The organism is Streptococcus sp. LYSM12, assembly GCF_004569635.1.
Lineage (GTDB): Bacteria > Bacillota > Bacilli > Lactobacillales > Streptococcaceae > Streptococcus.
The window spans coordinates 1-8,454 of the sequence record NZ_SPOZ01000042.1 but is presented as its reverse complement, the minus strand read 5'-3'; the positions used below and the strand labels follow the sequence as shown (position 1 = coordinate 8,454).

The window sequence follows — 8,454 nt, the reverse complement described above, 5'->3', positions numbered from 1 at the left end:
TACAACTGAAGGATTTCACATTTTTCTTCTACCGATTTTGGACTTCTTTTAGACATACGAAAACTCCTCTTATAGTGTCTAGTGAATTTTTGTTTTTTCACTGTCTACTATAAGGGGAGTATATCATTATGTCCCAGCCTCATAGTATACTAGTCGCCAATCAACATCTTTTGAGCCTAGCTCACCTTGTCCTATCTCCGATTTAGAGGAGGATGGTTTTCTATTCACTTATCCTTTACGTTTCATCTCGCCGGAGGGAAAGTAGGTGCCTTCTGGCATATCGTTGATGATGACGTGAATAGCCTCTTTGGGGGCGTTGGTGTTACGAGAGACGACCTCGGTCACTTCGCGAGCGAGTGAGATTTTTTGTTCCTCGGTGCGCCCTTCAAATAGATCAATTCGTACAAATGGCATAAGCTTCTCCTTTTTCTTTGCTAGGAATAGTATAGCACATTGGTAAGAAATAGGATAGCCGAACGGAAACGTTTTTTTCTTTTTCTCTAGTACCGTATTTGTTCAATTTATGGTAGAATGGAATGTATGAGTTTGATAGATTGGAAAGAAAAAAGTGGCTCAATTTTATTTTAAATATGGTTCCATGAATTCTGGAAAGACCATTGAGATTTTAAAGGTGGCACATAATTACGAGGAGCAGGGTAAGAATGTGGTCATTATGACATCTGCCCTTGATACACGTGCAGGTGTGGGAATTATTGCGAGCCGTATCGGCATGCAGCGAGAAGCGGTTGCCATTACAGAAGAGATGAATGTCTACGATTATATCGCTAATTTGTCCTTAAAACCCTACTGTGTCTTGATCGATGAAGCCCAGTTTTTAACCAAACAGCATGTCTATGATTTTGCCCGTGTGGTGGATGAATTGGAGGTGCCAGTTATGGCCTTTGGGTTAAAAAATGATTTTCGCAATGATTTATTTGAGGGTTCCAAGCATTTACTGCTGTTAGCCGATAAGTTGGATGAAATTAAAACCATTTGTCAGTATTGCTCAAAAAAAGCTACCATGGTCCTGCGGACAGTGAATGGCGAACCTGTATACGAGGGAGAACAGATCCAAATTGGGGGTAACGAAACTTATATCCCTGTGTGTCGTAGACACTATTTTAGACCGGAAAGATAGGAGGAATGAATGAAAAAAACTGTTGTTCATTTTATTCACCACTTAGTCGCCAGGTACAGGCTATGGAACTGCTTATCATTTAGCTGACGGTTCTACGAATATTTTGAAAGAACAAGAGATAGACGCTTCTAGGAGTGTTGATTTGAGTAGCTTAGTTTGGTATGCCTTTCACTTGAAAGAATAAGTGACGGTATTGTCAAAGAATTGAACATGCCCTAAAAGCTAGGGAAAAAAGATAGACTGCTTTGTGTGTAAGCACCCTGCATCCGTCTCCTATTTTTCTCCTGCTTACTTTACGGGCTTTGTATCTTAATTGAAAGGAATTGAACATGCCCTAAAAGCTAGGGAAAAAAGATAGACTGCTTTGTGTGTAAGCACCCTGCATCCGTCTCCTATTTTTCTCCTGCTTACTTTACGGGCTTTGTATCTTAATTATGAATATTTATGATCAATTACAAGCGGTGGAAGACCGCTATGAAGAGCTTGGAGAATTGCTGAGTGACCCAGAGGTTGTCAGTGATACCAAACGTTTTATGGAATTGTCAAAGGAGGAAGCAACCAGCCGTGATACAGTGACAGCTTATCGTGAGTATAAAAGAGTGCTTCAAAATATCGTGGATGCTGAAGAAATGATTAAGGATGCATCCGGTGATGCAGACTTGGAGGAAATGGCCAAGGAAGAGCTCAAAGTGGCGAAAGCAGATAAAGAAGCCTATGAAGAAAAGTTGAAGATTTTGCTTCTACCAAAAGATCCAAACGATGACAAAAATATCATTTTAGAAATTCGTGGAGCAGCTGGTGGAGATGAGGCAGCTCTCTTTGCAGGAGATTTGCTGACTATGTATCAGAAGTTTGCAGAAAGTCAAGGTTGGCGCTTTGAAGTCATGGAAGCATCTTACAATGGTGTCGGCGGAATCAAAGAGGTTGTTGCCATGGTATCAGGACAATCAGTTTATTCCAAATTGAAGTATGAATCAGGTGCACATCGGGTACAACGTGTGCCTGTGACCGAGAGTCAAGGACGTGTGCATACCTCAACGGCAACTGTCTTGATTATGCCAGAAATTGAAGAAGTCGAGTATGATATTGATCCAAAGGACCTGAGGGTTGATATTTACCATGCTTCAGGTGCGGGTGGTCAGAATGTCAATAAGGTTGCAACAGCTGTGCGGATTGTCCACTTACCAACCAATATCAAGGTCGAGATGCAAGAAGAACGAACCCAGCAAAAAAATAGGGATAAGGCAATGAAGGTTATTCGAGCGCGCGTGGCGGATCACTTTGCGCAAATTGCTCAAGATGAGCAAGATGCAGAGCGAAAGTCAACCATTGGTACGGGAGATCGTTCGGAGCGTATTCGTACCTATAACTTCCCACAAAACCGTGTGACAGATCACCGTATCGGTCTAACCCTGCAAAAACTAGATACGATTTTATCTGGTAAAATGGATGAAGTTATCGATGCCCTGGTGCTTTATGATCAAACACAAAAATTAGAAGAGTTGAATAAATAATGAATTACGCACAAGTGTTTTCATACTATGAAAGCAGGCTGGAGGAGGTTGGAGAGGAGCCAGAAACTTTAGCCTATACCTTTCGTAAGTTGAGAGAGCTTAGTCTGACGGAGTTTGTCTTACTCCTTACAAAAGAAGTAGCTGCAGAGGATAGGTTGCTTCTAGACGAAATTTTTCAGCAGTTGTATCGTCATTATCCAGCTCAGTATATTATTGGTAAGGTTGAGTTTCATGGTTTGGAATTGCTGGTAGACCCAAGGGTACTGATTCCCAGACCTGAGACAGAGGAGTTGGTTCAGCTGGTAGATGCTGAAAATCCGGTAGAGAATCTTTCGGTTTTAGACATTGGCACAGGAAGTGGCGCGATTGCCATTAGCCTTGCACATAGTAAGTCAAGCTGGCGTGTGACAGCTTCAGATATTTCTTCAGATGCTCTTGCTGTAGCAAAGGAAAATGCGCAACATCAGCAGGTTCAGATTACCTTTATCCAGTCAGATGTCTGGCAAAATCTGAGTGGGAAGTATGATATTATTGTTTCTAATCCGCCTTATATTTCACGACAAGATGAGGTTGAAGTGGGATTGAATGTGCTCCAGTCAGAACCTCACATAGCCCTATTTGCAGCTGAAGATGGTCTTGCTATTTATCGAGAAATTGCAGCAGGAGCAGCAGAGTTTTTGGTTGAAGGTGGAAAAATCTACCTTGAAATTGGCTATAAGCAAGGACAAGAAGTTCAAGAACTATTTCAAGCGACCTTTCCAGACAAACACGTTCGTGTCTTAAAAGATCAATTTGGACAAGATAGAATGGTGGTGATTGATGATGGATAGGATTGCGAAGCGATTAGAAACTGGTGGAGCAGTTATCTTGCCGACTGAGACAGTCTATGGTTTGTTTGGTCGGGCACTCGATGAACAAGCCGTTCGGCACATCTATGAACTCAAGCAACGTCCGCTAGACAAGGCGATGAATCTGAACGTGGCGAGTTTAGAAGATATTCTAGCCTTTTCTAAAAACCAGCCAGCCTGTTTAACTAAGCTCTTCCAAGCTTTTTTACCAGGTCCCTTAACGATTATTTTACAAGCAAATGAACAAGTCCCGCACTGGATCAATTCTGGCATGAAAACCATAGGGTTTCGTGTCCCTAGGCATCCTGTGACACTCGACTTGATCCAAACATTTGGGCCTCTAATCGGACCGTCTGCTAATCTATCTGGAAAGATAAGTGGTGTCTTGTTTGACCAGATTATACAGGACTTTCATGGAGAGGTTATAGGGGTAAAAGATGATGATTTCCTAACTGGGCAAGATTCAACAATTTTGGATTTGTCAGGAGAGGAAGTCCAGATTTTACGTCAAGGTGCTATCACTTGCGAGGATCTTCTCGCACAATTACCAGAACTCAAGTTTAAAGGAGAACACGCATGATTTTTGACAAAGAAGATTACAAAGCTTACGATAAAGAACTATGGGATGCTATTTCTGCAGAAGAAAAACGCCAGCAACACAATATTGAGTTAATCGCTTCCGAAAATGTCGTTTCAAAAGCCGTCATGGCAGCCCAAGGCTCTATCTTAACCAATAAATATGCTGAGGGGTATCCAGCTCGTCGCTACTATGGCGGAACCGAGTGTGTGGATATCGTGGAAAGCCTAGCAATTGAACGTGCTAAGGAAATCTTTGGAGCTCAATTTGCCAATGTGCAACCTCACTCTGGTAGCCAAGCCAACTGTGCGGCCTATATGGCCTTGATTGAACCAGGCGATACTGTTATGGGGATGGATCTAGCGGCAGGTGGACACTTGACCCACGGTGCAGCAGTTAGCTTTTCTGGTCAGACTTACAACTTTGTCGCCTATAATGTTGATAAGGAAACAGGTTTACTAGATTACGATGCGCTTTTAGCCCAAGCTAAAGAAGTACAACCTAAACTGATTGTTGCGGGGGCTTCTGCCTATTCTCGTATCATTGATTTTGTTAAATTCCGTGAAATTGCAGATAGTGTCGGGGCGAAACTGATGGTAGACATGGCCCATATCGCTGGACTTGTTGCAGCAGGTTTGCACCCAAATCCAGTACCACATGCCCATATTACGACAACAACAACCCACAAAACCCTCCGTGGTCCTCGTGGAGGTCTAATTTTGACTAACGATGAAGACTTGGCAAAGAAAATCAATTCGGCAATTTTCCCTGGTATCCAGGGCGGTCCGCTTGAGCATGTTATCGCTGCCAAAGCAGTTGCTTTTAAGGAAGTTTTAGATCCTGCCTTTAAGGAATATGCTCAAAAAGTTATCGACAACAGCAAAGCTATGGCGGAGGTCTTCTTGGCGCATGATAAGTTCCGTGTCATTACTGGTGGAACAGATAATCATCTTTTCCTTGTGGATGTCACTCAGGTAGTTGAAAATGGAAAAGTAGCCCAACATCTCTTGGATGAAGTGCATATTACATTGAACAAAAACTCAATTCCATTTGAGAACTTGTCACCATTTAAGACAAGTGGTATCCGAATTGGCTCTGCAGCCATTACAGCTCGTGGATTTGGTGTTGCAGAAGCACGTAAGGTAGCTGAATTGACAGTGAAAGCCTTGGAAAATGCAGACAATGAAGCAGTTCTTGAAGAGGTTCGTCAAGAGGTTCGTGCTTTGACAGATGCTTTCCCTCTCTATGAGGCTTAGTTTGAATGGATATTTATATTAAAGAAGCCGTTATTCATCAGTTCAGCCCAGAAGATACGGAATTGGTCTTGGCAGATAAGTTATTGACGATTACACCAAAGATTGAAGAGTATCTTCGTAAAAAGATTGAGCGTTCCTACTCGGACGAGGCAAAAAGGGGACAACTGGGAGCTGAGAGTCCCTTTCTAGACTATCTATCAGATGATTTGTTGTCTAGTTCAGTTGCTATTGCCAATCTCTGGAAAGAGGAGTTTGCTGTTTCTGAAAATCTCAAAGTCAATGATCTTGTCTTTGTTCGTTTTGAAAAAAATGGTGTGGAACAGTTTGCTTTTTTACGGATTTCACTTCGTGAAAATCTAGTTCATATTGGCTCAGCAAGTGATAGTCCCTTGAAGCTCACGCAGAACAATCTGCCAAGTGCGGGATCGGCACCGGATGAAGCCTTACTCCTTAACCTGCAAACCAAGAAATACCATTTGATTGAAAAACGAATCAAGTACAATGGAACTTTCTTGAATTATTTTTCGGATAATGTTTTACAAGATAGTCCAGCTATCTCTGCTAAAAAGTCGATTAAAGCAGTTGAGCAGACAGCTCAGAAAGTTGCTGAGAATTTTAATCAAGCGGATTTCCAGTTTCAGTCCAAAGTCAAGTCGGCTATTTTCAATCATCTGGAAGAAGACAATGAATTGTCACCTGAAAAATTAGCCAATCAATTATTTGAGAACAATCTAACAGCTCGTCTGAGCTTTGTAGATGAGCTAAAAGATGTGATTCCAGAAAAAGTCAGCTTTGAAGAAATTGACAGCAGTCGTCAATTAAAAAAGTTTGAAAATCAGAAATTGTCTTTGTCAAATGGAATTGAATTGATTGTACCGAACACTATTTATGAAGATGCAGAATCTGTTGAATTTATCCAGAATGACAACGGAACCTACTCTATCCTCATTAAGAATATAGAAGATATTAAGAGCAAGTAATATGAAAAAACTAACAAGAACGATAGCCCTTGTCGTCCTTGTTTTTCTAGCGTATCAATTCTATAAGATTCACCAAGATGTTAAACAAGTCATGAATTATCAATCTATGGTACAGGAAATCTTGGATGAAAATGATACGAAAGCCAACGAAGAATTGGTGCTAGCAATGATTTACACGGAAACGAAAGGGAAACAAGCCGATGTCATGCAGTCGAGCGAGTCCGCTTCAGGCTATGCTGATACTATCACAGACAGTAAGGAAAGTATTCGCCAAGGAATTGAATATCTAAGCCAAAATCTCTCTTTGGCTGAAGAAGCGAACGTTGATGTTTGGACAGCTGTTCAGGCCTACAATTATGGTCCTGCTTACATCAACTATGTTGCCAAGCACGGTGGAAAGAATTCTATTGAGCTATCAACTAGTTATTCAAAAGATGTTGTAGCACCAAGTCTTGGCAATACTACAGCCCAAACCTATACCTATTACCATCCTATCGCCCTCTTAAATGGTGGCAAACTCTACGTGAATGGTGGTAATATCTATTATTCTCGGCAGGTGCGTTTTAATGTCTATTTAATCCACCTGATGAGCCTATTTGAATAAGAGTCAAAGAGTGGGGCTACCCTGCTCTTTTCCTTTTTTTCTTTCTCCAAAAAATGGTATAATGAAAGCATAGAAAAGGAGGTGGGATATGGCACGTTATGTACTGATTACGGGGGCAACAAGTGGGATTGGAAAGGCTATTGCCTATGCATTCGCAGAAAATCAAGATCATTTGATCATTACTGGACGTAGACGAGAGAAACTCCAAGCAATTCAGCATACCCTAACAGAAATGTATGGCGTGGAGGTTTTCTATTACCAAATGGACGTCACGCAAGCAGGAGAAGTGGTAGCTGTTTGCCAGAAAATATTAGAAGATGTACCACAAATTGATATCTTAATTAATAATGCTGGCCTGGCTCTGGGACTTGAAAAATTTCATGAGTATGACGTAAATGATATGGTCACTATGATTGACACGAATGTAAAAGGGTGTCTATATATGACCCGTCAGATTTTGCCAACCATGGTTGAAAAAGATCAAGGCCATGTTATCACAATTGGATCCACAGCAGGGATCTACGCTTATGCTGGAGCTGCAGTTTATGCAGCGACAAAGTCAGCTGTCAAGGTCTTGAATGACGGAATCAGGATTGATACTATTGATAAAAATATCAAGGTAACAACTATTCAACCAGGGATTGTCGAGACAGATTTTAGCCAAGTACGTTTCCATGGGGATAAGGAGCGAGCAGCGATGGTTTATCAAGGAATTCAGGCCTTGCAAGCAGAAGACATTGCTCAGAATGTACTATTTGTTGCCAATCAACCTCGCCATGTACAGATTACAGATATGACCATTATGGCAACCAAACAAGCGACAGGATTTACGATTTATAGAGAAGGAGAAGAATCATGATGAAAAAATACACCCTGCTTTCTGTATCATTACTAGCCGTTTTGGCCTTAACTACGGCATGCTCTAAGAAGACGAGTAAAAGTGATAGCACAACAACTACTAGTCAACTATCAACATCAACAAGTGCATCATCTATCAGTCAGCCAGCAAGTTCTACAGATGTTGCTGGGTCAAGCTCTGCTAGTCCCGACGAGGTAGTGTCTGATACTGCTTCGGCTTCAGATCTTGCAGATATACTACAAGATAGAAATACAGGTGTGACGTTAGAAAGTGGTCAAACTACTATCGACTATGCCAATACGATTTTAGGCGATAAGAGCTGGTTAGTTCTAGAGGACAATTATAGCCGCACCGACTCTGTTCCATATAATCTATTGCAAGGAACAGACGGGTCACTTTATCGCGTTTACCAGAATGGTGTTATTATCGATATGGACGATGCGATTGTGCATCAACCCTAAAACTTTGTATGCTTTGAGCTAATATTCTAGCTTGCAGAAGCGGAACGGAAGAAATACACGAAAGTTCGTTTAGGATGAAACATGTATAGCAAAATGAAGTAAAAACAGTACATTTGTGATATCATGTTTTTATGGCATATTCACTAGATTTTCGTAAAAAAGTCCTCGCATACTGTGACAAAACTGGTAGTATTTCTGAAGCATCTGCTGTTTTCCA

11 protein-coding genes are annotated in these 8,454 nt (G+C 41.3%); 10 read left to right on the top strand and 1 reads right to left on the bottom strand.

The features are described 5' to 3' along the window. Positions 1-228 precede the first annotated feature (228 nt). Positions 229-414, bottom strand: coding sequence for a 4-oxalocrotonate tautomerase (locus E4T79_RS10320; RefSeq protein WP_135030018.1), 186 nt, complete (start codon positions 412-414; stop codon positions 229-231). Between the two features lie 154 nt (positions 415-568). Here E4T79_RS10320 and E4T79_RS10315 point away from each other — a divergent pair, with 154 nt between their 5' ends. The 10 genes from E4T79_RS10315 to E4T79_RS10270 all read left to right on the top strand — a co-directional run. Beyond that, positions 569-1,138 (top strand): thymidine kinase, encoded by a 570-nt coding sequence (locus tag E4T79_RS10315; protein ID WP_135030017.1) that lies wholly within the window; start codon positions 569-571, stop codon positions 1,136-1,138. A 434-nt stretch (positions 1,139-1,572) separates the two neighbouring features. After that, positions 1,573-2,652, top strand: a complete 1,080-nt coding sequence (prfA, locus tag E4T79_RS10310; protein WP_135030015.1) for a peptide chain release factor 1 — start codon at positions 1,573-1,575, stop codon at positions 2,650-2,652. Further along, the gene (gene prmC / locus E4T79_RS10305; RefSeq protein WP_135030013.1) at positions 2,652-3,482 is read left to right on the top strand and encodes a peptide chain release factor N(5)-glutamine methyltransferase; all 831 of its coding nucleotides are present in this window, start codon (positions 2,652-2,654) and stop codon (positions 3,480-3,482) included. The genes prfA and prmC overlap by 1 nt, the downstream gene beginning before the upstream one ends. Continuing rightward, positions 3,475-4,080, top strand: coding sequence for an L-threonylcarbamoyladenylate synthase (locus tag E4T79_RS10300; RefSeq protein WP_135030020.1), 606 nt, complete (start codon positions 3,475-3,477; stop codon positions 4,078-4,080). Before prmC ends, E4T79_RS10300 begins: the two co-directional genes overlap by 8 nt. Further along, on the top strand, positions 4,077-5,333 hold the full coding sequence (gene glyA, locus E4T79_RS10295) for a serine hydroxymethyltransferase (RefSeq protein WP_135030011.1): 1,257 nt from the start codon (positions 4,077-4,079) through the stop codon (positions 5,331-5,333). The genes E4T79_RS10300 and glyA overlap by 4 nt, the downstream gene beginning before the upstream one ends. Before the next feature lie 5 nt (positions 5,334-5,338). Next, positions 5,339-6,313 (top strand): nucleoid-associated protein, encoded by a 975-nt coding sequence (locus tag E4T79_RS10290; RefSeq protein ID WP_135030009.1) that lies wholly within the window; start codon positions 5,339-5,341, stop codon positions 6,311-6,313. 1 nt (position 6,314) lies between these two features. Continuing rightward, the gene (locus E4T79_RS10285; protein WP_135030007.1) at positions 6,315-6,917 is read left to right on the top strand and encodes a lysozyme family protein; all 603 of its coding nucleotides are present in this window, start codon (positions 6,315-6,317) and stop codon (positions 6,915-6,917) included. Positions 6,918-7,005: 88 nt separating this feature from the next. After that, positions 7,006-7,776: an SDR family NAD(P)-dependent oxidoreductase gene (locus tag E4T79_RS10280; RefSeq protein ID WP_135030005.1), complete on the top strand. Its 771-nt coding sequence runs from the start codon at positions 7,006-7,008 to the stop codon at positions 7,774-7,776. After that, positions 7,773-8,237, top strand: a complete 465-nt coding sequence (locus tag E4T79_RS10275) for a hypothetical protein (protein ID WP_135030003.1) — start codon at positions 7,773-7,775, stop codon at positions 8,235-8,237. Before E4T79_RS10280 ends, E4T79_RS10275 begins: the two co-directional genes overlap by 4 nt. Before the next feature lie 131 nt (positions 8,238-8,368). Further along, positions 8,369-8,454: IS630 transposase-related protein (locus E4T79_RS10270; protein WP_135028820.1), on the top strand; the 86-nt coding region annotated here is incomplete at its 3' end.

Excerpts from the sequence above, each read along its gene's own strand:
- E4T79_RS10320 (WP_135030018.1), bottom strand. The coding sequence starts at position 414 with ATGCCATTTGTACGAATTGATCTATTTGAAGGGCGCACCGAGGAACAA.
- prfA (WP_135030015.1), top strand. The coding sequence starts at position 1,573 with ATGAATATTTATGATCAATTACAAGCGGTGGAAGACCGCTATGAAGAG.
- prmC (WP_135030013.1), top strand. The coding sequence starts at position 2,652 with ATGAATTACGCACAAGTGTTTTCATACTATGAAAGCAGGCTGGAGGAG.
- E4T79_RS10300 (WP_135030020.1), top strand. The coding sequence starts at position 3,475 with ATGGATAGGATTGCGAAGCGATTAGAAACTGGTGGAGCAGTTATCTTG.
- glyA (WP_135030011.1), top strand. The coding sequence starts at position 4,077 with ATGATTTTTGACAAAGAAGATTACAAAGCTTACGATAAAGAACTATGG.
- E4T79_RS10290 (WP_135030009.1), top strand. The coding sequence starts at position 5,339 with ATGGATATTTATATTAAAGAAGCCGTTATTCATCAGTTCAGCCCAGAA.
- E4T79_RS10285 (WP_135030007.1), top strand. The coding sequence starts at position 6,315 with ATGAAAAAACTAACAAGAACGATAGCCCTTGTCGTCCTTGTTTTTCTA.
- E4T79_RS10280 (WP_135030005.1), top strand. The coding sequence starts at position 7,006 with ATGGCACGTTATGTACTGATTACGGGGGCAACAAGTGGGATTGGAAAG.
- E4T79_RS10275 (WP_135030003.1), top strand. The coding sequence starts at position 7,773 with ATGATGAAAAAATACACCCTGCTTTCTGTATCATTACTAGCCGTTTTG.